Raw genomic sequence first — 26,369 nt, 5'->3', positions numbered from 1 at the left:
AGCATGCAGCCTATTAACGATTCGTGGCGTGTGGCTGCCCCTCAGCAAAGCCCGCAGCGGACTGCACTCCTACGGTGGCGCGCTCGTGGAACGTCGCCAAGGAATCCGCGCCGGCGTAAGTACATGAGGAACGCACACCAGAGACAATCCGGTCTACCAAGTGCTCTACTCCGCCGTGCTCGGGGTCGAGGTAGATGCGAGAGGTAGAAATACCTTCTTCAAACATCTCGCGGCGGGCGCGCTCAAATGCCTCGGTATCGGAGTTGCGGCCGCGCACCGCCCGGCGCGAGGCCATACCGAACGATTCCTTATAAAACGCGCCATCGGCGCCCTTGTGCAGGTCACCTGGAGATTCAAACGTGCCGGCGAACCAGGAGCCGATCATGACATTGGAGGCACCTGCGGCCAGTGCAAGGGCGACATCGCGCGGGTCTCGCACGCCGCCATCGGCCCAGACGTGGGCGCCAACCTCGCGGGCTGCCGCAGCGCACTCCAGGACGGCTGAGAATTGCGGGCGGCCCACACCGGTTTGCATGCGGGTGGTGCACATAGCGCCTGGGCCCACACCGACTTTGATGATGTCCGCGCCGGCCGCCGCCAGCTCACGTACACCCTCGGCCGTGACGATATTGCCGGCAGCAATGGGAAGCCCCAGATCCAGTGCTTTTACCTTGCGCAGCGCGGTGAGCATGCTGGCTTGGTGGCCGTGCGCGGTATCGATGACCAGGACGTCAGCACCGGCTTCCGCCAGGGCGCGGGCGCGGCCTTCCACATCGCCGTTGATCCCCACCGCAGCACCAATGTGCAGCCGGCCCTGCTTGTCGACGCCCGGCTTATACATCTTCGCCCTTACCGCCCCCTTCCTGGTGAGGATTCCGGCCAGGGTGCCATCCGCGTTGACCACCGGGGCTAGTTTGCGGGAGGTCTTGCGCAGCTTGGTGAAGGCCTCCTGCGGGTCAATGCCCACCGGCAACGTCACCAGATCCGTGGTCATTAATTGTCCAACGGCGGTGAAATTATCCTGCCCGCGCAGATCCTTCGGCGTGATGATGCCGATGGGCATGTCCCCGTCGACCACGATGGCGGCGCCGTGGGCACGCTTATGCAAAAGGTTGTTGGTATAGCCCACGGTGTGGTGCGGCTTCACGGTAATTGGGGTGTCATAGACCAAGTCCGCTGCCTTCACAGAGGCAATGGTCTCTGCGGCCGCTTCCAGGGAGAGATCCTGTGGCAGGATGGTCAGCCCGCCGCGCCGGGCTATGGTTTCGGCCATGCGGCGACCGGCGACGGCGGTCATATTGGACACGATGATCGGGATGGTATTTCCAGTGCCGTCCTCAGTAGTGAGATCCACCGACTGGCGCGATCCCACCTCGGAGTGGCTGGGCACCATGAAAACATCGGAGTAGGTCAATTCGTACGGCGGGCGGGAATCATTGAGAAAACGCACTGGGGGTTTACCTCACTTCGTACTCGGGTAGCGCGGGCTCACCGCGCGGAAGAAGACACTAAGATTATACTCCTCGACTTTCTCCGTACCCGCGAACTCAGTATCCTGTCTGGGTGTCTCAGAACCCAGATTCCCGCATTTCCGCAGAGGTAAAGATCAACCTCACCATTCTCGTCCTTGGCGCGATGGTGATGATCTTGAACGAAACCGCCCTTTCGGTGGCGCTGCCTACCATCATGGCGGATTTTGGCATCCCCGCTACCTCTGCCCAGTGGCTGCTTACCGGTTTCTTGCTCACCATGGGCGTGGTCATCCCGACCACTGGCTTTCTCATGGATAAGTTCACCACCCGGCAGATCTTCCTGGCCTCTTCGGGCGTATTCCTTGCCGGCACGGTGCTAGCGGCACTCGCCCCTGCCTTCGGCGTGCTGCTGGCGGGACGCGTGTTCCAGGCTGCCGGCACCGCACTGATGATCCCCACCCTGATGACGGTGGCGATGACTCTCGTCCCGCCGCAGCGTCGCGGCAGTGTCATGGGAATTATCTCCGTGGTCATTTCCGTGGCCCCAGCGCTCGGCCCTACGGTGGGTGGTCTCGTTTTGAGCATGTCCAGCTGGCACGTCATCTTTTGGACTATGGTGCCGATGCTTGGCGGCATCTGCGCCGCCGGCTACTTCCGTCTGGTCAATGTGGGAGATAAGCGCGATACCCCGCTGGATTTCCCTTCCGTTATCTTGTCCGTCATCGCTTTCGGCGGGTTGGTCTATGCTGTATCGTCCCTAGAAAACATGCTGGAGGGCGATGGCCTCATAGACATCATCGTTCTCGTGGCAGGCCTCGTGGCTTTGGTCATCTTTACCCGCCGCCAGCTGCGCCTAGCCAAAGACAACCGCGCCCTATTGGATATGCGCCCGTTTACAGTTCCCAACTTCACCGTGGCGGTACTTGGCATGCTGCTCATGTTCGGGCTTTTGCTCGGCGTGGTCAATATCCTGCCCATCTACCTGCAGACCTCGCTGGCGGTAAGTTCCCTGGTTACCGGGCTCGTCGTCATGCCCGGCGGTTTGCTCCAAGGTGGCATTTCGCCGCTGGTCGGCCGCCTCTATGACATCCATGGGCCCCGTCCTCTCATGATCCCCGGTGCCCTGCTCCTTGCTGCAGGCACGTGGTTGATGACTCTCCTCAGTGAAGAGAGCGCGGTATGGATGGTCATTGGCATGCACATCCTCTTTGCCCTCGGCATTGCGCTCATGATGACGCCGCTGATGACGACGTCCCTAGCCTCCCTGCCAGACGAGCTCTACTCGCACGGCTCCGCCATCCTTAATACTTTGCAGCAGCTGGCGGGTGCGGCCGGTACCGCCATTTTGATGACCTTCCTAGCCCGCGGGACCAAGTCCGGTGTGACTCAAGGTATGAATGAAGCCACCGCTACCGCCCACGGTGCACATTGGGCCTTCCTTTTCGCCGGCGCGCTGTCGCTGGTGGTTGTCGTGCTTGCCCCATTCCTCAAGCGCGTGCCATCCGCGGACTAGATTCCGGAGCAGAAGAAAGGCCCGCAGCGCAAAGCCTGCGGGCCTTAGATTTTAGGGTGCGATTTAGGAGGCACACAGCGGCAGGTTCAGCCGCCCTTCTTCAGCCTTATCGCCCCACACCAAAAATGCCGATTGCGTTCCTTCTACGGCCATGACGTAGGTAGGAACATCCGCGGTGGTCTCATAGCTTTGGATGGTGCACTGGTCATTGGAAAGCTCGACCGGTTCGGCGTCGGGAAGCATGGCATCGCGCTCCTCCACGCTGGGGTAGTAGGTCACGATATAGCTGAACCCATCGCCCGCGCAGGTAATTTTGGCCTCCTGGCCAGACTCCGGCTCGCGCGAGGAACATTCCGCCCCATCGAAGCCGTCCTGGCCGCTGCGGGACCCCACTAAGTCCGGATACGCATCCGCGAGGTTTTGCTCCTTGTCATTCCAGCTGGGGTAAGACAGGAAGAACCACAGCGCGGCGGCAGCAGCAATCGCAACCACAGCCAGCACAGTGATCAGCGCAATGAGGCCGCCCTTGCCCTTCTTCTGCTCGGGCGCCATGGGCTGCTGCACCATCGGCTGGACCATCGCCTGTGGCTGTGGCGGGGCGAATTGCTGCTGGGGGCGCGGTTCTGGGGCTTGCACGCGCGGGATCTGCGCGGTATCAAACTCCCGCTGCGGGCGCAGCTGAGCCACCACATCCTTGGCGCTGTCCGCCGTGCCAGTGGCTTTATATTCCGGGCACTTGCGCGCGACAAGTTGCTCGAATGCCTCTACCGCATTGCCGTGCGACTCGGGGGGGCGGGCCGGCTGCGGTCAGCACCGAAAGCTGCCGGTGCTTGTCGACGCCTACCCGGGCCTCCCTCAGCCCATGGACCGCAAAGTCTGCCTGCTTGCGAGAGACCAAAAAGTCCACCGCACCGGCCAGGGGGCCGAAGATCTCCGCCGCGTCTGCGGGGCTGAGATTATTGGGTACTTGCGAAAGCTGGGTGCCGACAAACCCTTCGCGCACAATGAACTCTTGTCCGTCTGCGGTAGTGCCCGTGCCTACCAGCGGTGCGATAGCTGGGTGGTGCAATCCATGTAATGCGGTGGACTTTTCCACCATGCCGGTAATTCCTGGGGCGAAAATCTCCACGCTCAACGTCTGGTGCGTGGCTCCGTCTTCCACAGCGAAGAGCGTGGAGGAAGAAGCTTCCTCCACTACTGCCAATTCGTGCAGGTTGTGTTGGGTGGTAAAGAACTCAGGAAGTTGGGGCACGGTGGAGATTTCCTTAAACAGTGCAAACGAGGGGCAGGGAACAATAAAACGATTCTAGATTACATGCACATGCCCCTGTTCGCTACCGGCGTACACCCGTGTGAGCTGCGAATATGGCGAATTCTGGCGGTGTTGCGGGCTTCTGGGGTCAAAACCGGAAATTATCGGTTGATTGCCGCGTTAGAGTGGGTACCACATTAGAAGCGAAAGTATAGGGGAATCATGTTCGAGAGGTTTACCGATCGTGCTCGCCGCGTCATCGTCTTGGCGCAGGAAGAAGCACGCATGCTTAACCACAATTACATCGGCACCGAGCACATTCTGCTCGGCCTTATCCATGAAGGCGAAGGCGTGGCCGCCAAGGCGCTGGAATCCATGGGTATCTCCCTGGAGGATGTTCGCCGAGAGGTCGAGGAAATCATCGGCCAGGGCAGCCAGCCGCACACCGGCCACATCCCCTTTACCCCACGCGCCAAGAAGGTCTTGGAGCTCTCGCTGCGTGAGGGCCTGCAGATGGGACACAAGTACATCGGTACTGAGTTCTTGCTGCTGGGTCTCATTCGCGAGGGGGACGGCGTCGCTGCCCAGGTGCTGACCAAGCTCGGCGCCGATCTGCCACGCGTACGCCAGCAGGTTATCCAGCTGCTATCCGGCTATGAAGGTGGCCAGCAGGAGGGCGGTTCCTCCAATGGTCAGGGCTCCGGTCCGGTCGGTGCGGGCGCTGGTGCTGGCGCCGGCGCGGGTGGCCGCGGTGGCTCCGGCGGTTCCGGCGAGCGTTCCAATTCCCTGGTGCTTGACCAGTTTGGCCGCAACCTCACCCAGGCTGCCAAGGATGGCAAGCTGGATCCGGTCGTTGGCCGTGAGTCCGAGGTGGAGCGCATCATGCAGGTGCTGTCTCGCCGCACGAAGAATAACCCGGTCCTCATTGGTGAGCCGGGCGTTGGTAAGACCGCCGTGGTCGAGGGCCTGGCGCTCGATATCGTCAACGGTAAGGTTCCGGAGACCCTCAAGGATAAACAGCTTTACTCGCTGGACTTGGGCTCGTTGGTAGCCGGCTCTCGCTACCGCGGTGACTTTGAGGAGCGCCTGAAGAAGGTGCTCAAGGAGATTAACCAGCGGGGCGACATCATCTTGTTCATCGATGAGATCCATACCCTAGTCGGTGCTGGTGCGGCCGAAGGCGCCATTGACGCAGCCTCGCTGCTCAAGCCCAAGCTGGCCCGTGGCGAGCTGCAGACGATTGGTGCTACGACCCTTGAGGAATACCGCAAGCACATCGAGAAGGATGCCGCCTTGGAGCGCCGTTTCCAGCCGGTGAAGGTCGACGAACCTTCCCTGGATGACACCTTCCTCATTTTGAAGGGCCTACGCGATAAGTACGAAGCACACCACCGCGTGTCCTACACTGACGAAGCGCTGCACGCCGCAGCTTCCCTCTCGGATCGCTACATCAATGACCGCTTCTTGCCGGATAAGGCCGTCGACCTTCTTGATGAGGCCGGTGCCCGCATGCGTATCAAGCGCTTGACGGCTCCGAAGGGCCTGCGCGAGGTTGATGACCGCATCGCGGAAGTCCGCAAGGAAAAGGAAGCGGCCATCGATGCGCAAGACTTTGAAAAGGCAGCCGGCCTGCGCGATAAGGAACGCAAGCTGGGCGAGGAGCGCGCGGAAAAGGAAAAGCAGTGGCGCTCCGGTGACCTTGAGGAAATCGCCGAGGTAGGCGAAGACCAGATTGCAGAGGTTCTGGCGCACTGGACCGGTATTCCTGTGCTGAAGCTGACGGAGAAGGAATCCAACCGTCTGCTCAACATGGAAGAAGAACTGCACAAGCGCATCATTGGCCAGGACGAGGCGGTCAAGTCCGTCTCCCGCGCCATCCGTCGCACCCGTGCAGGTCTCAAGGACCCGCGCCGTCCATCCGGCTCCTTCATCTTCGCCGGCCCGTCCGGTGTGGGTAAGACCGAGCTATCGAAGTCTCTGGCTAACTTCCTCTTCGGTTCGGATGATGACCTCATCCAGATCGATATGGGTGAGTTCCACGACCGCTTCACCGCTTCTCGTCTCTTCGGCGCCCCTCCGGGATACGTGGGCTACGAAGAGGGCGGCCAGCTGACCGAGAAGGTCCGCCGTAAGCCGTTCTCCGTCGTGCTTTTCGATGAGATCGAGAAGGCCCACAAGGAGATTTACAACACCCTCCTGCAGGTGCTGGAAGACGGTCGACTGACTGACGGCCAGGGACGCGTCGTTGACTTCAAAAACACCGTCCTCATCTTCACTTCGAACTTGGGCACGCAGGATATCTCGAAGCCGGTGGGCTTGGGCTTTACCGGGGCCTCCGAAAACGACGCGGACGCCCAGTACGACCGGATGAAGCAGAAGGTCAACGACGAGCTGAAGAAGCACTTCCGCCCGGAGTTCTTGAACCGTATCGATGACATCGTTGTCTTCCACCAGCTCACCCAGGAGCAGATCGTGGAGATGGTCGAGCTGCTCATCGGCCGCGTGGCCAAGCAGCTGGACGAGCGGGACATGGGCATCGAGCTCACGCAGAAGGCCAAGGACCTGCTGGCAAAGCGGGGCTTTGACCCAGTCTTGGGTGCTCGCCCGCTGCGTCGCACCATTCAGCGCGAGATCGAGGACCAGCTCTCTGAGAAGATCCTCTACGGCGAGATTGGTGCCGGTGAGATCATCACCGTCGACGTCGAGGGCTGGGACGGCGAGTCTAAGGACAATACCGGTGCGAAGTTCACCTTCAGCCCACGCCCGAAGCCTCTGCCGGAGGATACCGAGGAGCCTCAGCTTGACGACGCCGAGGTACGCGACAACGACGTCGAGTCCACCGACTCCAGTGAGCCTGACCCCATCACCCCCGATGTCCCAGGCGACGGCGGTTCCACCGCCGCCGGTACTGACCTAGAGTCCAACTCCGATTCCGATGACGACGGCCACAACCCGCCACCAGCAGGCGCCGGCCAGCCGATGTAAACCGGAAAATTAAGACCACCCAGCTTCTCGCTTTCTGTGAAGCTGGGTGGTTTTCTTTGTGTGCAGTTTTCTTATGCTCGGGATCCTTAGCCCGCACAATTGGATGGTGCCGGTTTCCCGTCGAAGCGGTCAAAGAGATACTTCAAGCCCACCGGGATGTTGATATACAGCGGTAAAGCGTGGTCGGCGCCTGCGCCTGGAATCGTTGCGGTGCCGGGTGCGGCTATGAAGACCACTGTTCCTCCCATCTGGCAATACGCCCCAGCGGCTGCACGGATCTGCTCGTGTGGAATGAGGTCATCATGTGGCGAGCTAGCGATCATGGCCGGCCCCTTCAGCGGGTGCTTGCCTTGGTTCTGCCGCAGCAAGGTTTCTTTGAAGATGGGCTTGCGCTCTACCAGCTCGGATAGCGATTCCCCGGTGCGGGTGAGCTGGCGGGTACTGCTAAAACCACACATGAGGATGGATTCACCCGTACAACTGGTGGCCGCCGAACGCAAGAAGTCGATGCCGCGAGGATTGAATTCTTCTAGTACCGCATCGCGGAACTTAGGGTCGCGCTCAGCAAAGCCATTGATGGCGTATCCCAGCACGTGGACGATGGAAGACCCGCCGATAGCTTTCATTACCTTGGGTAGGTCAGCCGGCGGGGCGCCGGAGTAGGTGCCGACCACGTTGAGCTCAGGTGCATAGGAATCGGCAAACTCCGCCGCGGCAAGCGAGGCGCCGCCGCCTTGCGAGTAGCCCGCAAAGCCGATAGGGGCGTCCTTCGGAGCGTGGGCCAGCTCCAAGCCGGAGCGGGCGGCATCGAGCATGGCGTGCGCTTCCTCAATGTGATTGACATAGGTGTGGTGGCCGGGCATGCCCAAGCCGATGAGATCCGCGACGATCACCCGGGCGCCATGGTGGAGAGTACCCATGTAGAAGCCGTACTCGTAATTAGCATTGATGGTGGGGGAGCCGACCTTGCTGAGCCCCACCTAGCCTAGGCCCATGCCTGCCCGCGATGGTGCGCATTGCTCGCCAGCGCCGCGGGGGTCGGACGCAAAGATGATGGTGGGGCGTTCGCCTTTACCGCGCCACGGCGCATTGGGCTCGTACAACGTTGCCGAGGCCTGAATCGACTGGCCGCCATCCGTGGTGGTGTACTAGGTGAATACTTGTCCGCGGCCGGCCCCGTCGAGTACGTGCGGCGATGGACGGGTCGAAGTTACCGCAGCCTGCGCTGCAGGTGGAACTAGCAGGGAACCGAGGATGAGCGAACAAACGGCTAAAAGTCTGATGCAAATCTTTTCCATATCAAAAACCTACTGGGTAGTAGGAACGGTGGAGGCGGAATTGCTAAAATATATGCCTATGGGACTTCAGTATCGTTCTAGGAAAAAGACCGGCAAGAATAGCTGGATCAATGTTTCCGGCTCCGGCGCGTCGATGTCTACCAAGGTAGGACCGGTCACCTTCAATTCTCGCGGCGGCATGTGGGTGAATCTGCCCGGTGGTTTCAATTTCCGTGGACGTTGGCGTTAGACAGATCACACCCACAGGATCGCGACCTGCGAATATAGCCGGCCATTATTAGTCGCCTAAATGGGTAGGTGGAATAGGCCGGCGTTGTTTTGTTCGGCGAGGCCGTCGGCAAGCAGTGAAGCTAACGCGCGGGAGCGCTGTGCCGCATCGGGCCAGACCACATCAATCTCGGACTGCGGAACCGGCCCCTCCGCTGCGCGCAGCACATCCAAAATCTTGCCGCGCACCTGCCGGTCCGTGCCGACAAACTTCTGTACCCGCTTTTTCGCCCGCGCCTGCTCCTCCGCACTCGGCTGCGGCCGACCCGCCAACTGCCATGCACAGCTCTCGCGCAGCGGACACTGCTCGCAGGCGGGATTCTTCGCCGTGCATACCAGCGCGCCCAACTCCATGAGTGCGGCCGAGAAGCGCGGCCCATTCTCGGCCGGCAAAAGCTCTGCCACGGCCGCCAGCTCCCGCTTCGACGGCTGCGGCGCCAAGAATTTGCCATCCTCCGCCCGGGCATAAACCCGGCGCACATTGGTATCGACCACCGGTACGTTTACCCCGAAGTGAAAACAGGCCACAGCGCGCGCGGTGTAATCCCCAATGCCAGGCAGGCGCAACAATTCATCGACGTCCGCCGGTACCTCGCCTGCGCCAATGGCGGCCGCGCACTCCCACAGGCGCAGCGCGCGCCGTGGGTAGCCCAGCTTGCCCCAAGCACGCAGCACCTCCGCTCGAGTGGCCTGGGCAAAATCTGCCGGGGTGGGCCAGCGCCGCATCCATTCCTCCCACACCGGAGCCACGCGGGCGACTGGGGTCTGCTGGCTCATGACCTCACTGAGCAGCACGCCCCAAGCGCTCGTGCCAGGCCGGCGCCACGGCAGGTCTCGTTCATTGGCATCGAACCAGGAAAGAAGAGCTTGCGAATCCATCGTGGGAGATAGTCTAAGGCATTAGAATGTGGCCTATGCCTTTACGTAATATTGCCCACGAACCGCAGGCCGTATGGGAGGCCCTCCAGGCGGGAAATCAGCGCGTATTGGACGGCAAGACCGTCGACGTGCGCGAGATTTATAACCGCGAGGGCCTAACCCACGGCCAGGATCCCCGCGTGGTGGTCATTTCCTGCTCCGATTCCCGCGCCCCTATCGAGCACGTCTTCAATATCGGCTTCGGCGATGCCTTTGTCATCCGCACCGCAGGCCACATTCTTGACGACGCCGTCCTAGCCTCCCTCGACTATGCCCTCGCCGCCTTAAAGCCCAACCTGCTGGTGGTACTCGGCCACCAATCTTGCGGTGCGGTGGGCGCGGCTACCAGTTTTGTGTCGGGCGGCGAGCTGCCCACCGGCCTGCAGCGCCCCATCATCGAGAAGGTGGCCGCCTCTGCACTTGTGGCGGGCCGGACAGCCACGACTGACGACGTCGAACGGGAACACACTCGCCAGACCGTCGCCCAACTAGTCACCAGCGTGCCCAACGTACGCCGCCTGCTAGACGAGGGCGCTTTGGGTGTTATCGGCGCGCGCTACCTGCTGGAAGATTCCAGCGTAGAGACCCTGCAGGCCCTCGGGGTGAAATAACCCGGCCAGACACGCGGCACGGGCTTAGCGCACCGGCCCGTGCCCACCGCTTAAAATTGACAGCGTGACGCAGAAAAAGCCCCTACCTGAAGAGATCTACAAGCGCCGCCGCGTGGCGGCGCTCATCATCGTGCTCGTGTTGGCCGTGGTGCTGATCTGGGCGGCTGTGGCCGCCTTCGGGGGAAATAGTGATAAGTCGGCCGATACCGCCGCACCCGCGCCTACACCGGAGCAGACCTCATCTTCGGCCGCGCCGGAAACCTCCGAGGTCTCCTCGGAGTCGGAGGCGTCGGCCGAGGGGGCCTCGGAAAGCAAGTCTGCCGAAAGAGAGCCATCTAGCTCGCCGGCCGCAAGCTCCGAGGCGGCGAAGAAAACCTGTGATCTCGCGGACCTCCAGGTGCGCACCTCCATGTTGAACTACTCCGTGCCGGAGGGCGAGCTGCCGAAGTTCTTCATGACGGTTACCAACCCCACGGCCGCAGACTGCAAAATCGACCTAGACAAGAACCTGCTGCGCTTCGAGGTCTACAAGATGGCCGATAATGAGCGCGTGTGGTCCGATACGGATTGCTACGCTTCCGTGCAGACCGGCTCGCAGACCTTCCCGGCCGGCAAGGACATAAAATTCGAGGCCGAATGGTCCCGCCAAGCCTCTAAGCCAGGCGAATGCACCGACCGCCCCGCGGCCGAACCGGGTGCCTATTTCGCCCATACGGTCATCGGCGATAACTCCTCCCCGCCACAGGACTTCACGCTGCGCTAGGCGCTAACCCGCCACCGCGGCGATAGCCTGTCCCAGCGTCCCGGCTTGGTGCACGCGCATGCCGTCGACTGGCTCGATATCCCCGCGCGGGACAATGGCGTTCTTGTAGCCCAGCCGCGCGGCTTCCATTAAGCGCCGCTCCACATTTGGCACCGGCCGCAACTCGCCGGCCAGGCCCACCTCGCCAATGACTACCGTCTTGGCTGGCAGTGGCTGCTCATGCAACGAAGACCACGTCGCCAGCGCGACGGCCAGATCCGTCGCGGTTTCCGTAATTCGCATGCCGCCGACCGTGGCGACGTAGGCATCTTTATCATTGGTGCGCTGGCCGGCGCGCGCCTGCAGCACGGCGAGCACCATCGGTACGCGGTTGGAGTCTAGGCCAGTAACCACGCGCCGCGGGTTCTTTGCCACTGGGTCCACCGTCAGCGCCTGCACCTCCGCCAGGATCGGCCGCACGCCGTCCATTGCGACAGTGACCGCCGAACCATCCGGCGTCGTGCCTCGGTGCGAAAGGAAGAGCCCCGAGGGATCCGCCACCTCTCGAATGCCGCCGGCCGTCTGCTCAAAGCATCCCACCTCATCGGTGGCGCCAAAGCGGTTTTTGATGCCGCGCAGCATGCGGAGGCTGGATTGGCGGTCGCCTTCGAAGTTTAAAACGACATCGACAAGGTGCTCGAGCACGCGCGGCCCGGCCACGTTCCCGTCTTTCGTGACATGGCCCACCAGCAGCACCGGTATGCCGGTGGACTTCGCCAGCGAGGTCAGCGCGGCCGTCACCGCGCGTGATTGTGCCACGCCGCCCGATACGCCTTCCACGCCCACGGCGTGCATGGTTTGTACCGAATCGACGATAATGAGGCTGGGCTGGAGCTTATCTACATGGCCAAAGACCGCATCCAGGTTGGACTCGGCCGCCAAGTACAGCTTTTCCTGCAGCGCGCCGGTGCGCTCGGCGCGCGATCTTACTTGGCCGGCGGATTCCTCGGCCGTCGCATAGAGCACGGTGCGGCCGAGCTGTGCCCACCGCGAGGCTACTTCCAGCAGTAGCGTGGATTTACCCACGCCGGGTTCGCCGGCCATGAGCACCACTGAGCCGGGCACGATGCCGGTGCCCAGCACGCGATCTAGTTCGCCGATACCAGTGCGCACCGTCTTCGTCGCTTGCGCTCCAATCTTGGTAATTGGCTGCGCCGGGCTTGCCGGTGCTACGCCCTTGCTTGCCGACGCCCCCGGTCCCGCCACCACCGCCGGTGCCTTTTCCTCCAACGTGCCCCACGACCCGCAGTCTGGGCACCGTCCGAGCCACTTTGGCGAGACATAGCCGCATTCGGAACAGGTGTGGATGGGGCGAGATTTCTTGGCCATGGTTTCTAGCCTAAAACACACAGACGCTCCCAGTCCGAAACGGGCTGGGAGCGGGGCTGGAAAGTAGTGTGGCTTAGTTCTTCGGAGCCTCGGAGGTGTAGCCCTCGGAGGACTCGACGTCGCGGTCGAACTCGCCAGATTGCATCTGGGTGGCCGCGATGGTGGCGTCCACGTCGATGGAACCGTTGGAGAACTCGAAGGTAACCGGGCGGTCGCCGGCGTAGCCAAAGTCATCGTTTTTCAGGTTGGTGGCGATGTACTGGACGCTCTCGGAATCCTGCTGAGGATGGGCCTCCAGGTTCTTCTGAGAATCCGCAACGATGGATTGGTCGCGGTGCAGCGGCTGTGCCTTTTCCATCTCTACGCGCTGGCCGTCGACCTTGACGGACTCCAGGGAGATGACATCGGTGTCGTAGCCCTGGTTTACGGCGCTGAACTTCAAGGCAGCGGTGCCGTTCGGCTCTACCAAGATGGTGACATCGCGAACTGCAACCTTGTTGTCTTCCGTGCTTGCAGAAGCGCCATCGACCGCAGCCACCTTGTCAGCGGTCTGGGTTACCTGACCCGCCGAGCAAGAAGCCAGCGCCAAAGCAGAGACGGCGGTAACGGAAATAATGGCACCGCGGCGGGCGGCGGACTTCAGGGACTGCACGTTGAGCATCCTCCATCAATTGCGATCACAGGGCTTGTCAACGCTTTAGCCTAGTCCCTTTCGCATTAAAGTACACAGTTAATACCAAACCGGGCGGGTAGACCGTGGGGGTATACGGGGGTATCCGCAGGCGGGGCGTTCGCGCGTGATAAAATAGCGACCTTAGTCAACCGGGATAAATCGGGAACACAAGGAGTGGCAATGGAGTATAAGGTCGGCGAGGTCGTCGTCTACCCGCACCACGGTGCGGCCGTCATCGAGGATATCGAGACCCGCGAGATGGGCGGCGAGACGCTGGAATACCTGGTGCTGCACATCAACCAGTCCGACCTAGTCGTCCGCGTGCCCATTAAGAATGCCGATAACGTCGGCGTGCGCGACGTCGTGGGTAAGGAGGGCCTTGAAAAGGTCTTTTCCGTGCTGCGCGATGAGGACGTCGAAGAAGCCGGAAACTGGTCCCGCCGTTATAAGGCTAACCAGGAGCGTCTGGCGTCCGGAGATATTAATAAGGTTGCCGAGGTTGTGCGCGACCTGTGGCGCCGCGACCAGGACCGTGGTCTTTCGGCCGGTGAGAAGCGCATGCTGGGCAAGGCCCGCACCATCTTGGTGGGTGAGCTCGCACTGGCCAAGCCGGTCGATGAGAAGAAGGCCGATACCATGATGGAAGAAATCGATGCCACCATCGAGCGCCACCGCGCCGCCGGATTGGTAGACGATAAGTCCATTACCACCGATATCGACAACGACATCGATCTCGATGACCTCTCCTTCGACGACGAAGACTAACCCGCGCGTCATTGCGCTCATTGCGGCCGCCGGCCAAGGCACCCGCCTCGGCGCCGAGGTCCCTAAGGCCTATGTCGAGCTGCGCGGGCGCACTCTTTTGGAGCGCTCCGTGCGCGTGCTGCTGACTTCCGGTGTGGTCGATGAAGTCATAGTCCTGGTCAGCCCGGATATGGAGCCCGAGGCCCAGCGCATCATCGGCCGCATCGATGCCACTGGCGATACTGACGCTGCAAGCGCCGCCCCCATTCGCCTCGTTCACGGCGGCAGCGAGCGCGCCGATTCCGTCTGGGCCGGCCTGCAAGCAATCCCGGACGAAGACGCCGTGGTGCTTATCCATGATGCAGCTCGGGCGTTGACGCCGCCGGCGATGGTGCGGGGCGTCGCCAAAAGCGTGCTGGAAGGCGCCCCCGCGGCCGTGCCCGTGGTTCCCGTGGCCGATACCATCAAAGAAATCGCGGGGGATGCTGTCGTCGCTACGCCCGACCGCTCCCGCCTGCGCGCGGTGCAAACCCCGCAGGCCTTCCGCCTGTCTGCGCTGCGCCAGGCCAACCTGGACTATTGGGCCCAGCAGCCCGAATTTACGGCCACGGATGACGCCAGCCTCATGGAATGGCACGGCGAGCGCGTGGCAACCGTGCCGGGCGATACCCTGGCTTTCAAGATCACCACGCCCATCGATCTCACCCTGGCCCACGCCCTGACGGAGGAGAACCATGACTAACCCGATTATCCCGCGCGTTGGCATCGCTACCGACGCCCACCAAATCGAGGCCGGCAAGGACTGCTGGATCGCCGGCCTGCTCTTTGAGGACGTGGACGGCTGCGAGGGCCACTCTGATGGGGACGTTGTAGCGCACGCGCTTGTCGACGCCCTTTTGTCCGCCTCTCACCTCGGCGACCTCGGCTCCTTCGTGGGCGTCGGCCGCCCCGAATACGATGGCGTTTCCGGCGCGAAGCTGCTGCGCGAATGCCGCCAGCTGCTCGAATCCGAGGGCTTTATCATCGGCAACGCCGCCGCCCAGCTCATCGGCCAGACCCCAAAGATGGGGCCGCGCCGCGAAGAGGCCGAGGCCGTGCTGAGTGAAATCCTCGGTGCCCCCGTGTCCGTCTCTGCTACCACCACGGACCACCTGGGGTTCACCGGCCGTAAGGAGGGGCGTGCGGCGGTTGCTACGGCCGTCGTCTGGCGCGCCTAGCCCACCGCACTAACCCCGCGCACGCGTCAATTAGACTAAGTGGCGTGAGTACTTTGCGCATTTATGACACAGCCACCCGCAGCCAACGTGATTTTGAGCCGATCCGCCCCGGCCATGCCTCGATTTACCTGTGCGGTGCCACCCCGCAGGCCCAGCCGCACATCGGGCACCTGCGCTCCGGCGTCGCCTTCGACATCCTGCGCCGCTGGCTGCTCGCCCAGGGCTACGACGTGGCTTTGGTGCGCAATGTCACCGATATCGATGACAAAATTCTCACCAAGGCGGCCGAGAATAATCGCCCCTGGTGGGAGTGGGTGTCCACCTATGAGCGCGAGTTCACCAAGGCCTATAACACTCTGGGTGTGCTTCCGCCTTCGGTAGAGCCGCGTGCGACCGGCTTTGTCACCCAGATGGTCGACTATATGCAGCGGCTTATCGACGCCGGCTTTGCCTACCCCGCAAACGGCTCCGTCTACTTCGACGTCACCGCTTGGACCAAGGCCGAAGGCTCGGATTACGGTTCGTTATCTGGCAATAAGGTAGAGGAAATGGAACAGGGCGAGGGCGAGGATTCCGCAAAGCGCGGACCTCAGGATTTTGCGCTGTGGAAGGCCGCGAAGCCGGGTGAGCCCAGCTGGCCTACCCCGTGGGGCAACGGTCGTCCCGGCTGGCACCTGGAGTGCTCGGCCATGTCTACCTATTACCTGGGTTCTAATTTCGATATCCACTGTGGCGGGCTGGACCTGCAGTTCCCGCACCACGAAAACGAGATTGCACAGTCGCACGCGGCCGGCGATAAATTCGCTAATTACTGGATGCACAACCACTGGGTGACGATGTCGGGCGAGAAGATGTCGAAGTCGCTGGGCAACGTCCTTTCGATTCCGAATATGCTCGAGCTGGTGCGCCCGGTGGAGCTGCGTTACTACCTGGGCTCGGCGCACTACCGCTCCGTGCTGGAGTATTCCGAGACCGCGCTTACCGAGGCCGCCGCGGGTTACCGCCGCATCGAAGATTTCCTCGCTCACTTCGACGACCTGGAGCTGGGCGAGTGGACGCAAGGCTTTGAAGAAGCGATGAATGATGACATCGCGGTGCCTAAGGCTTTGGCGGAGATCCACACCACCGTCCGTGCCGGCAATAAGGCGCTGGCGGCCGGCAAGGAGGCCGAGGCACGCACGCTGGCCGGCCAGGTGCGCGCGATGGCGCACGTACTTGGCTTTGACCCGTTGGAGTGGGAAGATGGAGCGCAAGCTAGCGGGGCGGATGCCGCGCTGGACGCGTTGGTACAGGCTGAACTGGAGCGGCGCACCCAGGCGCGCGCGGACAAGGACTTCGCTACTGCCGACGCCGTCCGTGACCGCCTCGCGGCCGCCGGCATCACCATCACTGATACCCCAGACGGCCCGACTTGGTCGCTGGCGCAGCGTTAAGCACTCCGAAAGGACAATAAACTATGGCACGTACCCACGGTCGCGGTGGCGCGGGAATCCGCAAGACCAATAAGAAGGGCGCAACCAAGGGCTCTGGCGGCCAGCGCCGCAAGGGCTTGGCCGGCAAGGGCCCGACGCCCAAGGCAGAGGACCGCATTTACCACGCCAAGCACAAGGCGAAGCTGGAGCGCGAGCGCCGGAACTCCGGCCGCCACCAGAAAGAGACCGCCGAGATGGTCGTGGGCCGCAACCCGGTCATCGAGTGCTTGCATGCCAAGGTGCCGGCCACCACGCTCTATATCGTGGCCGGCACCCGCAACGACAAGCGCCTGTCCGAGGCCGTGGCGATGTGCAATACCCGCAATATCCCCATCATCGAGGTGCAGCGCCACGAAATGGACCGCATGACCGGCAACGGCATGCATCAGGGCATCGGGCTGCAGATTCCGCCGTATAAATACGCCGATGTAGACGAGCTCATCGCCCGTGCGGCCGAGAATGCGCGGCCTGGCATGTTCGTCATCCTGGATAACATCACCGACCCGCGCAACCTCGGCGCGGTTATCCGATCTGTGGCGGCATTCGGCGGCGACGGCGTCATCATCCCGGAGCGTCGCTCTGCGTCCGTAACCGCGGTGGCGTGGCGTACTTCGGCCGGCACAGCGGCGCGCCTGCCGGTCGCCCGCGCGACGAATATCACCCGCACCGTGCAGCAATTCCAAAAGAGCGGCTACCAGGTCGTCGGCCTAGACGCCGGCGGCGAGCACACGCTGGACAGCTATAATGGTGCGACGGATCCCGTGGTCATCGTCATCGGTTCCGAAGGCAAGGGTATCTCCCGCCTGGTACGCGAGAACTGCGACGTTATTATGTCCATCCCGATGACGGACTGGGTCGAGTCCCTCAATGCTTCCGTCGCGGCCGGTTCCGTGCTTTCCGAATTCGCCCGCCAGCGCCGCGCGGCCCAGTAGTCTCTAGCGAGAGTTTCTAGCCGCTTTCTGCCCAGGGCGGCAACCATTTAATGGTTCCGTCCACCCTTGCCAGGCGGCCGCGTCCTGGCGGGGCGTTGGGGTCATCGTCGTTGACGCCGTTGTGGTACGGGCAGGCGATGGTGAGGTTTTCGGGGTTGGTCTCGCCGCCGTGGCGCCACGCGGTGAGGTGATGGACCTGGCATTCATCGGCGGGGTAATTGCAGGCGGGCCATGGACAGGTGGGATTTTCCGCGGCCGCCATGGTGCGCTGCTTGGGCGAGGCGAGCCGCTCGGTGCGATACAGGTTTACCGGACCTTTCACAGGATGGATAAGGGTGACATAGCCGTGCGCGGTAAATGCCCGGCGCACCAGGTCCGCGCCGGTCATCCGGGCGCCGTTGGTTAGTTGCAAGGTGATGTCATCGCCTGCGGTGTCGACAACGCGGTCGAGCTCGTCCAAGCGCAGCACCACATTCGTGGTCACGGACGCACCGGAGGCGGTGGCCTTGCCCTGGAAAATCTTGCGCACCGAATCGAGCGGGGCCTCCTTATCGAGCGCGGCATGCATATCGGCAATATCGGCGGATTTGCCGGTAATCGTCATGGTCCACGGTCCATCGGCGCGGCGATACAGCTTGACACCGGGTGTGCGCTGCGGCGGACCTTTAATCTCGCGCACGCGTTGGCGACCCCGCTTTTCGACGTCCGACGCATCCCCCTTCATCCCGCACAGCTCTCGCCGCAAGGCCCAAGCCTGGCGCTTATTTTTCAGCTTGGTGGCGTGGCGCTCAATGGCCAGCAGCGCGGTGAGGCTGTGCCCGTTGGCGCGGGCTGCGGCGATGGATTCACGTTGGAGGCGGCTAAATGCGGTCGGGCCGAAGTAGGTATCAACGAGGGCAAGGAGGCGGGCGGCGGTGGTATCGGGGCAGCCGGCGTCGATAAGCGCGCGCTTGGAAAGGCCGTGGCAGTCGGCGATGATGTCCATGCCGGCGGCCAGGCCTGTCAAGAATGTGTGTAGCGCGTTCATGGCTCCACACATTAGGTGCGGAACGCGAGCTGGAGCGAGGGTAAAGGCGCGCCGCTGTGGATAACTAGGACTGGGCGGTGTCGAGGCCGAAGAACTCGCGGACCTTATCCACAGCACGGAAGGAATCCGTATTTGGGCCTATGCGTGGGTCGGTTTTCATGCTAGAGGGAATAACGTGCCCGAGGCCCTCCATGGTCCATAGTTCGACGGGAAAATCGCCGGCGTATTCGGTGGCGGTGACATCTGGGGTGGGGTGGTAGTCGCGCGGTGGCTGGCAGCCATTGGCTAGGGCAAAATGCTCTGCGGTGGCAGGAGCGGAAAGCACTCGGCCGCGGGTCTGTTTGGCATCCAAGCCGGCGACGCCACCCTCATAAGGCGCATACGGGTCGGCGGTGCCGTGGAAAAACAACAGCGGCGTGGGCCGGTAACCGTCCGGATTACTGGGCGCGTGGTTATCGCCCTCGCCCAGGGTGGAGGCGAAGATGCAAGCGCGGGTGAGGGTAAAGGGGGCGTCGAAAAGCAGGCGGAGTACCATCTGGCCGCCGTTGGAGTAGCCGCAGGCAAAGGTGCGGCCGGTGCCGAACTCGCGCTGCATTTCTTCGACGAGGCAGGCAGCGAAGGCGACGTCGTCCACGTTTTCCGCGCGGGCGGTGACTGGCAGGATGCCGCGGCAATCGTTGAAATGGCGGTCGATGCCGTCGGGGTAGACGAGGATGGTGTTGGTAGCATCGGCAAGCTCGTCGAAGGTGCCATTGGTAAAGCGGCGCATCACGTTGCCGGATTGCAGCGAGCCGTGAAAGAGCAGCAGGAGGTCCGGGTGCGGGCCGGGGCTATCTGGCGCGATGACGAGGAAGCGGCGGGTGCGGCCATCCACATCCGCGGCGCAGCGGTGTACGTGCATAGCCGCCCAGTCTAGTCGGCGTGGTGCTCCTCGGCCGTGGTGTGGCAGTCGGCATGGAAGCGTTGAGCGGCCACCTCATCGCGCACCGCGCGCTTATTGCGCTGCCAGCCAATGCCGCGGCATACCAAGTAAATGACAAAAGAAATGGTGGTAACAAATACCGAGACCGGAAGACCGGGAGCGAGCGACAAGACGAAGCCACCGACGGCCGAGACTTCGGCGAAGATGGTGGCCCACATGACTGCGCGCAGGGGCGAGGAGGTAATCTGCACGGCCGCCGCGCCGGGGGTAATGAGCAGCGCCATGACAAGCAGCGAGCCGACGATCTGTACCGACTGCGCGGCCGCGAGCCCTACGAGTACTGCGAAAGCGACCGAAATGAAACGGGTAGGCACGCCGGCCGCTTGGGCCATGACCGGGTCGGCCGAGGCGAAGAGCATGGGCCGCCATAGGATGGCGACGGCGGCGAGGATGACTACGGTGGTTGCGGCCAGAAGCCATACCGAGGCGGAAGATACACCGACGATCTGGCCGGTCAAAAGCGTCATTGCGGTATTGGCATTGCCGGGGTAGAGGTGTAAAAACAGCACCGAGAGGCCTAGGCCAAAGCTCATGACCACGCCGATGGCGCTGTCTTGTTGGCCCTTAAAGCCCAGCACGGCGAGGATAATGGCGGCGACGATGGCACCGGCCACGGCGCCGAAACCTAGGTTGAGGCCGAAGAGCAGTGCGGCCGAGGCACCCATGAGCGCGAGCTCGGAGGTGGCGTGGACGGAAAAGGACATCTGGCGCAGCACGATGAGCGAGGTCATCACGCCAGACAGGATGCCCAGCAGCGCGGAGGCGATGAGCGAAGACTGCACAAAGTCCACGCTGAGCAGATATTGGGTGTCTTCTATAAAGCTAGACAACGATAAGCCTCCCATCGACGTTTAAGACGTTGACCTTGGAACCGTAGAGCTCGGAAAGGACATCGGAGCGCATGACCTCATCCACCGTGCCGAAGGTATGGCCGCCGGGGGCGAGGTAGAGCACCTTATCGGTCACGCCGAGTACGGGGTTGATGCCATGGGTGACAAAGATGATGGAAGTGCCACGATCGCGGCGCAGCGCATCCAGTTTGTCCACGGTGTCTTGCTGGCGTGCCGGGTCAAGCGAGAGCAGCGGCTCATCGGCGAGGATGAGCTCGGGGTTGTTGGCCAGCGCTTGGGCTTGGCGGATGAGCTGCTGCTGGCCGCCGGAAAGTTGGCCCACGCGGCGGTCGCGCAGGCCGGTAGCACCGACCTCGGCGAGGAGCTCGTCGACGCGGTGGCGGGGCGGGCGGCGGCGTCGGAAAGCGCCGTGCGCCAGGGAGAGCGAGACTAAGTCGCGGGCGCGCAGAGGCAGGTCGGCCGGGAACATGCGCTGTTGTGGGATGAAGCCGACGCGGCAGTCCACGTCGACGCTGCCGGCGGTGAGCTTGCGGGTGCCCAAGATGGTGCCGAGCAGGGTGGATTTGCCCACGCCATTGGGGCCCAAAACGGCGATAAACTCGCCGCGGTCAACGGCGAGGTTAAGGCTGGACCACAGCGGGGCAACCGCTGCGTCATGAAAATGGATGAGCACTAGAGCTGTCCCAGGGAATCGGTGACCTCGTCATAGTAGGTCCAGAACTCCTTGCCATCCGGCGGGGTCTCGCCGATTTCGACGATATTGACATCCGCATCTTCCGCGGCGGATTTGATGCGGCCGGCGGTATCGGTTTCGGTCTGCGGGTTGAAGATGAGCAGGTCTACCTTGTCCTCCTTGATGGCCTTGGTGAAGGCGGCAAGGTCGGCTGCGGTGGGCTCGCCCTCAGAAATGGTGGCCTTGCGATAGCCCTCTGGGGTGAGGTCCTTGCCGGAGGTGTATTTCATGATGTAATCCGCAATGGGCTCGGTCTGGGCGTAGGAGAGGTCGCCCGGCAGCTCCTTGAGCTTGTCGCGCAGGTGGTTAACGTGGGAGTCCACGTGCTCCGTGCTGGCATTGGCATCGGTATTGAGCTCATTGATCTGGTCGGCGATGTTGCCTGCGACCTCGTCGAGGGCGGCCGGGTCGTACCAGATGTGCTCGTTGCCCTCGATATTGGTGACCTTCTCAGGGTCTTTCTTGGCGGTGGCTTTGGCGGCGTCGATGGTCATGACATTGGGGTCATCGGCCAGCTTGCCGTGATCGGTCAGCGGCAGGGCGGAGACGATGTTGTCTTGCTCGGAGACGGCCTGGTAAATCCAGGAGTCGTAGCCGCCGCCGTTTACCACGAGCAGGTCGGCGTCCTCGGCCTTTGCGATATCGGCCGCGGAAGGCTCGAAGTGGTGGGGATCGACGCCGTTGCCTTCGACGATAGGCTTGACCTCGATGTCTACGCCGGAGGCGGTATCAGCTACGGCCTGAGCCACATCGGCCCAGATAGAGGTGGAGGCGACGATAGAGATCTTTTTCTGAGAGCCCGGCTCGGCGGCTGGGTCCGCGGAATCAGAGGAGCAGGCGGTGGCAGTAAGCAAAAGACCACCGGCCGCGAGGAGGGCGGCGGTTGCGCGAAGTGAATTATGCATAGCTCCCAGTGTGCTGTTGATGGTAATTGTTGTCAATTGAATATGTATTGAAAACGCGGCCGCGGGGTAAGCTTGCGGCCATGGTGAAACGCAGCCCCACCCGCAAGACATTGGCTTCGCTGGCCGCCGAGCTGGGTGTTTCGCGCACGACAGTATCTAATGCCTATAGCCGGCCGGATCAGCTCTCAGCCGCGACGCGCGAGCGCATCCTGGCTGCGGCAAAGGCGCGGGGGTATCCCGGTCCGGACCCTACGGCACGCAGCCTGCGCACCCGTCGCGCGGGCTCGGTGGGGGTATTACTGACCGAGCACCTGTCCTATGCCTTCGAGGACATGGCTTCGGTAGATTTTCTAGCCGGCATGGCGGAGGCTTCGGCCGGCGCACAAACCACGCTCACCCTCATTCCAGCAGGTCCGGAGGGCGAAGCGGAGGCTACCAGCCTGGTGGGATCGGCCGCGGTGGATGGTTTTGTGGTCTATTCCGTGGCGGCCGGGGATGCTTATCTGGAGGCGGCACGCGGGCGCGGGCTGCCGGTGGTGGTCTGCGATCAGCCGACGGACTCGGGATTGCCGTTCGTGGGCATCGACGACCGCGCCGCGATTGCCCCGGCCGCCCGCGCACTGGTGGAGGCCGGGCACCGCAAGATTGGGGTGCTGGCGATTCGTCTCAAGCGCGAGCGCCACGATGGCCCCATTTCCTGGGACGAGTTGCAGGGCGCCGACATGCACGTGCAGCGCGCCCGGGTCATGGGCGCCATGGACGTCTTTGCGCAGGCAGGTATCGCGCCGGAGACCGTGCCAGTGGTTACTCAGCACATCAACGATGCACAGACCACGCGGGCGGCCGCGCAGTTGCTTCTCGACGCCCACCCAAATCTCACCGCCGTTCTGTGCACCACCGACTCCATGGCGCTGGGCGTGATGACCTATGCGCGCGAGCGCGGCATCGATATTCCGGGTGAGCTTTCCGTTACTGGCTTCGACGGCATCGATGCGGGGCAGCGCCTTGGCTTGACGACGATCGTCCAACCCAATAAGGCCAAAGGTGCGGCCGCCGGCCACATGCTCTCCAAGCTCATTGCCGGCGCGGAGGATTCGGCCGCGGCCATGCCTGCGGTCCCGCGGCGCGTGCTGCAGACCCGCTTCGCGCAGGGGCGGACGGTAGCGCCGCCGCTTTAGGCACTGCCGGTGCCTTAAAAGCGGTCTGTATAGGCTGCGCGGGCTGCTGCGAGTTCGGTGAGGAAATGGGCGACGGCATCGACGTCGGCAAGCTGCACAACGGCCGCCGTATCGCCTTCGCCGACCTTGACGCCGACGTCCGGCGGCTGATGCAGGGCGCGGAAACCGTCCTCGTCGGTGACGTCATCGCCCAAGAAGACCACGGCGGTGGCGCCGGTGCGCTCGCGCAAGTTCTCAATCCAGGTGCCCTTGGTGGCCTGGGTGGCGGAGAACTCCACGACGGACTTACCAGCCGTGCGCGGGAAGCCGCCCGGATCGAGCGCGAGACCGGCTTCATAAGCCTGAGCGGCAGCTTCAGGATCGGAATCCTCCAGCGCGCGCAGATGCAATACGCGCTGGAAGGGCTTGGCCTCGATATCCGCGCCGGGGAAGCGCTCCATGATCGCGCGGATCTCGGTTTCCTTGGCTGCCAGATGCTCGCGCATCGCGGGAGTTAGATCCGTTTCTTCCCAAGAGGACTCGGCGCCGTGGGAACCGCCGAAGAGTACGGGCTCGCGCAGTGGGCACACGCGCTGCAGGCCTGCGAGGTGGCGGCCGGAAAGCACGGCGGCGGTGGTGTGCGGCAGGTGAGCCAGTTTATCCAAGGCACGCAGGGAGTCTTGGTTCATCTCGACGTCGTAGATGGCCGTGGCGAAGGGGGAGAGCGTGCCGTCGAAGTCCGAGACCACCGCGAGGTGCTCGGCGGCGGCAAGGGCCTTGATGGTGGTTGAAAGCGTCATGGCGTCCAGCCTACGTAATTAACCGCCCAGAGAAACCAACTTGATAGACGGCGAGTCTACCTCATCTGTGACCAGCTCCAAGACCAGCTGGTTATTGCTATTGACCGTGTAGTGGAAATCGCGGTCCGCGGAAATGAGGTTGCGCAGCAGATTATCGGCCCACACGGAGGCGCCGTGGCAATCCTTGGCGATCTCGTCATAGTCCACCTCATCAAAGTGAAGGCGATTGCCATCGCGGATATTTTGGCGCTTCTCAGCGGCGGAATAGGTCACCTTGCCCACCATTTGGGTGCAGCCGGTGGTGCCTACCAGCGTGGATTCACCAAAGCTCAACGTGGGTGCCTGTGGAATGGACTCCGGAATGGTGGAGGCGGCATCTGGGGTGGTGTTGATGGAGACAACCTGCCACTGCTTATCCAGGATCTGCTCATCGCCGGGCGCCTGTGGGGTCTCCTCGTCGGAGCCGCAGCCAGACAGCAGCATTGCGGCACACGCGGCGGCGAGCGGTGCGGTAGCCAGGCGGGGGAAGCGAGACATCATACGCCGGCCTCCTCGGCGCCGGTCTCGTGCAGGCAGTCCAGGAAGGATTGGGACCAGAGTTGTACGTCGTGCTCGGTGACCTGCTGGTGCATGCTGAGCATGCGCTGGGACATGTTCGAGGGGGCGTCGCCAAGAGCCTTGAGCGCATTGAGCAAGGCAGCCTTGACGGATTCGATATCAAAGGGATTGCACAAGTAGGCCTGGTCAAGCTCATCGGCCGCGCCGGCAAACTCGGAGAGCACTAGGGCGCCCGTGCCATCGTCGTGGCAGGCCACGTACTCCTTGGCCACTAGGTTCATGCCATCCTTGAAGGGGGTAACTAGCATGACATCGGCCATGCGGTAGTAGCAGCGCAGCAGGCTTTTAGCCACGCCCCGGTGCTGGTAGTGCACCACCGGGTGGCCCACGCGGGCAAAGCGCCCGTTGATGCGGCCGACGGCCTCTTCTACCTTGGAGCGGGTGGCCTTGTAATGGTCGAGGCGCTCGCGAGACGGGGTAGCCAGCTGCACCAGCGTCACCTCCTCTGGATCGAGCGCGCCGGTTTCCAGCAGCTCCTCAAAGGCGGTCAGCCGCTGCAGGATGCCCTTGGTGTAATCGAGGCGATCCACGCCCAGGATTATGCGCTGGGGTGAGCCCAGCTCTTTGCGCAGCTTGGCGACGTCCCGCTCATCCTCCGCAGTGAACCTGGCAAAGTCCTTCGCGGCGATAGAGATGGGGAAAGCCCCCACACCGATGGTGCGTCCTTGCGGCAGGCGAATCTGCGCGGTGACCTCGCGGGTGCTGGCCTCGCCTTCCACGTCGAGGCCGTGGCGGCGGGCAAGCTCGAGGAAGTTGCGGGCATTAGCTTCTAAGTGGAAGCCGATGAGATCCGCGCCGAGCAGCCCGCGCACGAGTTCCTCGCGCCACGGTAGCTGGCGGAAGAGATCGGCGGAGGGAAAGGGGATATGCAAGAAGAACCCGATAGTGAGATCGGGGCGCTTTTGGCGCAGGATGCCGGGCAAAAGCTGTAGCTGGTAATCCTGTACCCACACGGTGGCGCCCTCGGCGGCGACCTCGGCTACCTCATCTGCAAAGCGCAGGTTGACCTCGCGATAGGCGTGCCACCAATCGCGGTCATAAGTAGGGGTGACGATGAGATCGTGGTAAAGCGGCCACAGGGTGGCATTGGAAAAGCCCTCATAAAAGCCCTCGAAATCGGACTCGGTGAGTTTGACTGGGTGCAGGAGCACGCCGGCATCGGTGCGGAAGGGCTCGGGTGCGGTGTCAGTCACGCCGGGCCAGCCCACCCAGCAGCCCTGGTGGGACTCGAGGACTGGAGACAAAGCGGTGACCAATCCGCCTGGCGAGGGGGTCCAGGTATGGCTGCCATCGGGCTGGGTTTCCAGATCTACCGGCAGGCGGTTAGCCACCACCACAAAGTCATTACCACGATCACTCATGGTGCAAGGATAACTTAGGACTTCTTAGCGGACTTCTTCGTTGCCTTCTTGGAGGCTTTCTTCGTCGCCTTTTTGGTGGCCTTCTTTGTAGCCTTCTTGGTCGACTTCTTCGTCGATTTCTTGGTGGACTTTTTAGTCGACTTCTTCGTGGACTTCTTGCTGGATTTCTTGGTCGACTTCTTCGGAGCGGCGTCGGCCTGTTCTGCCAGGACCTTCTTGTGCACCAGGCCCTTTGGCTCCACGCCCAGCATGGACATCAGGGTCACGCCGTCGAGGAAGTCCTGCGCATAAGTGGCCACGATGCGGCGGGCTGCGCGGGAGGTCTCCTCCTCAAGGGCGTGATTCTGGTCAGCCTGTGGGTGGGTGTCTTGGACCTTGGGTGGCACGACGTGTCCTCCTGAACGTTGTGGAAACTACTTAAGCGCTTGCAAGAAAAGCTATCAGAGCAAA

Annotated in this window: 27 protein-coding genes; 11 read left to right on the top strand and 16 right to left on the bottom strand. The window is 62.6% G+C overall.

The genetic code is table 11. The features are described from left to right. Positions 1-13: 13 nt before the first annotated feature. On the bottom strand, positions 14-1,450 hold the full coding sequence (locus L8V22_RS02325) for a GuaB1 family IMP dehydrogenase-related protein (RefSeq protein WP_238801719.1): 1,437 nt from the start codon (positions 1,448-1,450) through the stop codon (positions 14-16). A gap of 113 nt (positions 1,451-1,563) precedes the next feature. On the opposite strand from L8V22_RS02325, the gene L8V22_RS02320 reads away from it, so the two are divergent. After that, positions 1,564-2,985 (top strand): MDR family MFS transporter, encoded by a 1,422-nt coding sequence (locus L8V22_RS02320; RefSeq protein ID WP_238801718.1) that lies wholly within the window; start codon positions 1,564-1,566, stop codon positions 2,983-2,985. Between the two features lie 63 nt (positions 2,986-3,048). On the opposite strand, the gene L8V22_RS02315 is transcribed toward L8V22_RS02320, so the two are convergent. Both L8V22_RS02315 and L8V22_RS02310 read right to left on the bottom strand, forming a co-directional pair. Next, positions 3,049-3,672 (bottom strand): hypothetical protein, encoded by a 624-nt coding sequence (locus L8V22_RS02315; RefSeq protein WP_269966386.1) that lies wholly within the window; start codon positions 3,670-3,672, stop codon positions 3,049-3,051. A 34-nt stretch (positions 3,673-3,706) separates the two neighbouring features. Continuing rightward, complete coding sequence (locus tag L8V22_RS02310) at positions 3,707-4,237, bottom strand: hypothetical protein (protein ID WP_269966385.1); 531 nt, start codon at positions 4,235-4,237, stop codon at positions 3,707-3,709. Between the two features lie 222 nt (positions 4,238-4,459). On the opposite strand from L8V22_RS02310, the gene L8V22_RS02305 reads away from it, so the two are divergent. Beyond that, complete coding sequence (locus L8V22_RS02305; RefSeq protein ID WP_238801716.1) at positions 4,460-7,222, top strand: ATP-dependent Clp protease ATP-binding subunit; 2,763 nt, start codon at positions 4,460-4,462, stop codon at positions 7,220-7,222. A gap of 86 nt (positions 7,223-7,308) precedes the next feature. Here L8V22_RS02305 and L8V22_RS02300 read toward each other — a convergent pair whose 3' ends face one another. Then, positions 7,309-8,202: a lipase family protein gene (locus tag L8V22_RS02300; RefSeq protein WP_238802016.1), complete on the bottom strand. Its 894-nt coding sequence runs from the start codon at positions 8,200-8,202 to the stop codon at positions 7,309-7,311. Positions 8,203-8,578: 376 nt separating this feature from the next. Between L8V22_RS02300 and L8V22_RS02295 the strand changes: the two genes are divergently transcribed. Beyond that, positions 8,579-8,749: a DUF4236 domain-containing protein gene (locus L8V22_RS02295; RefSeq protein WP_080970400.1), complete on the top strand. Its 171-nt coding sequence runs from the start codon at positions 8,579-8,581 to the stop codon at positions 8,747-8,749. A gap of 56 nt (positions 8,750-8,805) precedes the next feature. Here the strand turns inward: L8V22_RS02295 and L8V22_RS02290 are convergent, their stop codons facing one another. Continuing rightward, on the bottom strand, positions 8,806-9,666 hold the full coding sequence (locus L8V22_RS02290) for an HhH-GPD family protein (protein WP_238802015.1): 861 nt from the start codon (positions 9,664-9,666) through the stop codon (positions 8,806-8,808). A gap of 35 nt (positions 9,667-9,701) precedes the next feature. Between L8V22_RS02290 and L8V22_RS02285 the strand changes: the two genes are divergently transcribed. Both L8V22_RS02285 and L8V22_RS02280 read left to right on the top strand, forming a co-directional pair. After that, complete coding sequence (locus L8V22_RS02285) at positions 9,702-10,316, top strand: carbonic anhydrase (RefSeq protein ID WP_238802014.1); 615 nt, start codon at positions 9,702-9,704, stop codon at positions 10,314-10,316. Between the two features lie 64 nt (positions 10,317-10,380). Next, positions 10,381-11,079, top strand: coding sequence for a hypothetical protein (locus L8V22_RS02280; protein ID WP_238802013.1), 699 nt, complete (start codon positions 10,381-10,383; stop codon positions 11,077-11,079). 3 nt (positions 11,080-11,082) lie between these two features. On the opposite strand, the gene radA is transcribed toward L8V22_RS02280, so the two are convergent. Both radA and L8V22_RS02270 read right to left on the bottom strand, forming a co-directional pair. Next, positions 11,083-12,447 (bottom strand): DNA repair protein RadA, encoded by a 1,365-nt coding sequence (radA, locus tag L8V22_RS02275; protein WP_238802012.1) that lies wholly within the window; start codon positions 12,445-12,447, stop codon positions 11,083-11,085. Positions 12,448-12,520: 73 nt separating this feature from the next. Next, complete coding sequence (locus L8V22_RS02270; RefSeq protein ID WP_238802011.1) at positions 12,521-13,108, bottom strand: hypothetical protein; 588 nt, start codon at positions 13,106-13,108, stop codon at positions 12,521-12,523. 192 nt (positions 13,109-13,300) lie between these two features. Between L8V22_RS02270 and L8V22_RS02265 the strand changes: the two genes are divergently transcribed. From L8V22_RS02265 to rlmB, 5 genes are read left to right on the top strand one after another with little or no spacing between them, the layout of a single operon-like run. Next, the gene (locus tag L8V22_RS02265; RefSeq protein WP_005325718.1) at positions 13,301-13,885 is read left to right on the top strand and encodes a CarD family transcriptional regulator; all 585 of its coding nucleotides are present in this window, start codon (positions 13,301-13,303) and stop codon (positions 13,883-13,885) included. Then, on the top strand, positions 13,857-14,606 hold the full coding sequence (gene ispD, locus L8V22_RS02260) for a 2-C-methyl-D-erythritol 4-phosphate cytidylyltransferase (protein WP_238802010.1): 750 nt from the start codon (positions 13,857-13,859) through the stop codon (positions 14,604-14,606). The genes L8V22_RS02265 and ispD overlap by 29 nt, the downstream gene beginning before the upstream one ends. Next, the gene (ispF, locus tag L8V22_RS02255; RefSeq protein ID WP_238802009.1) at positions 14,599-15,081 is read left to right on the top strand and encodes a 2-C-methyl-D-erythritol 2,4-cyclodiphosphate synthase; all 483 of its coding nucleotides are present in this window, start codon (positions 14,599-14,601) and stop codon (positions 15,079-15,081) included. The genes ispD and ispF overlap by 8 nt, the downstream gene beginning before the upstream one ends. 44 nt (positions 15,082-15,125) lie before the next feature. Next, entirely contained in the window at positions 15,126-16,514 is a 1,389-nt protein-coding gene (gene cysS, locus L8V22_RS02250; RefSeq protein ID WP_238802008.1) for a cysteine--tRNA ligase, read from the top strand. Between the two features lie 23 nt (positions 16,515-16,537). Beyond that, positions 16,538-17,485 carry a 23S rRNA (guanosine(2251)-2'-O)-methyltransferase RlmB gene (gene rlmB / locus L8V22_RS02245; RefSeq protein WP_238802007.1) on the top strand — a complete coding sequence of 316 codons (948 nt, stop codon included), beginning with the start codon at positions 16,538-16,540 and terminating at the stop codon, positions 17,483-17,485. 16 nt (positions 17,486-17,501) lie between these two features. Here rlmB and L8V22_RS02240 read toward each other — a convergent pair whose 3' ends face one another. The 5 genes from L8V22_RS02240 to L8V22_RS02220 all read right to left on the bottom strand — a co-directional run bounded on the left by L8V22_RS02240 (position 17,502) and on the right by L8V22_RS02220 (position 21,983). Further along, positions 17,502-18,512 (bottom strand): HNH endonuclease signature motif containing protein, encoded by a 1,011-nt coding sequence (locus tag L8V22_RS02240; protein WP_238802006.1) that lies wholly within the window; start codon positions 18,510-18,512, stop codon positions 17,502-17,504. A gap of 64 nt (positions 18,513-18,576) precedes the next feature. After that, a complete protein-coding gene (locus L8V22_RS02235) occupies positions 18,577-19,413 on the bottom strand; it encodes a CE1 family esterase (protein WP_238802005.1) in 837 nt (278 codons plus the stop codon). Positions 19,414-19,424: 11 nt separating this feature from the next. Then, positions 19,425-20,339 carry a metal ABC transporter permease gene (locus L8V22_RS02230; RefSeq protein WP_238802004.1) on the bottom strand — a complete coding sequence of 305 codons (915 nt, stop codon included), beginning with the start codon at positions 20,337-20,339 and terminating at the stop codon, positions 19,425-19,427. Continuing rightward, positions 20,317-21,018: a metal ABC transporter ATP-binding protein gene (locus L8V22_RS02225; protein ID WP_238802003.1), complete on the bottom strand. Its 702-nt coding sequence runs from the start codon at positions 21,016-21,018 to the stop codon at positions 20,317-20,319. The genes L8V22_RS02230 and L8V22_RS02225 overlap by 23 nt, the downstream gene beginning before the upstream one ends. Continuing rightward, positions 21,018-21,983: a metal ABC transporter solute-binding protein, Zn/Mn family gene (locus L8V22_RS02220; RefSeq protein WP_269966384.1), complete on the bottom strand. Its 966-nt coding sequence runs from the start codon at positions 21,981-21,983 to the stop codon at positions 21,018-21,020. Before L8V22_RS02220 ends, L8V22_RS02225 begins: the two co-directional genes overlap by 1 nt. Before the next feature lie 80 nt (positions 21,984-22,063). Here L8V22_RS02220 and L8V22_RS02215 point away from each other — a divergent pair, with 80 nt between their 5' ends. Then, the gene (locus L8V22_RS02215; protein ID WP_238802001.1) at positions 22,064-23,161 is read left to right on the top strand and encodes a LacI family DNA-binding transcriptional regulator; all 1,098 of its coding nucleotides are present in this window, start codon (positions 22,064-22,066) and stop codon (positions 23,159-23,161) included. Between the two features lie 14 nt (positions 23,162-23,175). Here L8V22_RS02215 and otsB read toward each other — a convergent pair whose 3' ends face one another. From otsB to L8V22_RS02195, 4 genes are read right to left on the bottom strand one after another with little or no spacing between them, the layout of a single operon-like run. Next, on the bottom strand, positions 23,176-23,940 hold the full coding sequence (gene otsB, locus L8V22_RS02210; protein WP_238802000.1) for a trehalose-phosphatase: 765 nt from the start codon (positions 23,938-23,940) through the stop codon (positions 23,176-23,178). A gap of 18 nt (positions 23,941-23,958) precedes the next feature. Beyond that, on the bottom strand, positions 23,959-24,480 hold the full coding sequence (locus L8V22_RS02205; protein ID WP_238801999.1) for an META domain-containing protein: 522 nt from the start codon (positions 24,478-24,480) through the stop codon (positions 23,959-23,961). Further along, positions 24,477-25,919: an alpha,alpha-trehalose-phosphate synthase (UDP-forming) gene (locus L8V22_RS02200; protein WP_238801998.1), complete on the bottom strand. Its 1,443-nt coding sequence runs from the start codon at positions 25,917-25,919 to the stop codon at positions 24,477-24,479. Before L8V22_RS02200 ends, L8V22_RS02205 begins: the two co-directional genes overlap by 4 nt. A 14-nt stretch (positions 25,920-25,933) precedes the next feature. Further along, complete coding sequence (locus tag L8V22_RS02195; RefSeq protein ID WP_238801997.1) at positions 25,934-26,305, bottom strand: hypothetical protein; 372 nt, start codon at positions 26,303-26,305, stop codon at positions 25,934-25,936. Between the last annotated feature and the right edge of the window lie 64 nt (positions 26,306-26,369).

The organism is Corynebacterium yonathiae (assembly GCF_027570195.1).
Taxonomy (GTDB): Bacteria; Actinomycetota; Actinomycetes; order Mycobacteriales; family Mycobacteriaceae; genus Corynebacterium; species Corynebacterium yonathiae.
This window is presented reverse-complemented; position numbering and strand designations above follow the sequence as displayed.